We start from the raw sequence: 777 nt of genomic DNA, 5'->3' as shown, positions 1-777 counted from the left end.
AACAATTCCTGCATCATCAGCAGGGCCAGATGTAAGAGAAATGATCCTTGGTTCGGAAGGTCGTATGGGTGTTATTAGTGACGTGAAAGTGCGTGTCACTCCATCGCCAATTCAAGAAGACTTCTATGTTATCTTCTTCCCAACTTGGAATCAGGCTAAAGCCGCGGCACGTCATCTAGTGCAAGCGAAAATTCAACTCTCTATGCTTCGCCTTAGCAATGCGATCGAAACCAAAACGCAGCTCGCATTGGCAGGGCATCCTGGTCAAATTGCCTTGCTTGAGAAGTTCTTGTCTTGGCGAGGTGCCGGTGAGGGCAAGTGCATGATGACATTAGGTGTAACAGGTATGCCTGATCAATGTCGTTCTGCGCACAGACTAATGAAGCGTTTAACTCGTCCATTAGGCGGCGTTTACACCGGCTCATATCTAGGTAAGAAATGGGCTGCGAAACGTTTCACCATGCCGTATCTGCGAGAAGCGTTATGGGAAAAAGGATATGTGGTCGATACGCTTGAAACGTCTACAGACTGGAGCAATGTCGATAACTTACTTGATAAGATCGAAGCGAATTTACGGAAATCTCTGCAAGACAAAGGTGAGAAAGTGCATGTGTTCACGCACTTGTCACACTTTTATTCTCAAGGTTCCAGTATCTACACGACTTATGTATTCCGTGCAGCAGATACTTACGAAGAAACTCTTGCTCGCTGGAAAACTCTGAAAACAAGCACTTCTGAACTTATTGTGAACAATGGCGGAACGATCAGTCATCAACA

General features: G+C 45.7%; 1 protein-coding gene. It reads left to right on the top strand.

What is annotated here, in order from left to right; genetic code table 11:
- On the top strand, positions 1-777 hold a 777-nt coding region (locus tag A3738_RS21810), incomplete at both ends, for an FAD-binding oxidoreductase (RefSeq protein ID WP_304440125.1).

This window comes from Oleiphilus sp. HI0066 (genome assembly GCF_001635725.1).
This window is presented reverse-complemented; position numbering and strand designations above follow the sequence as displayed.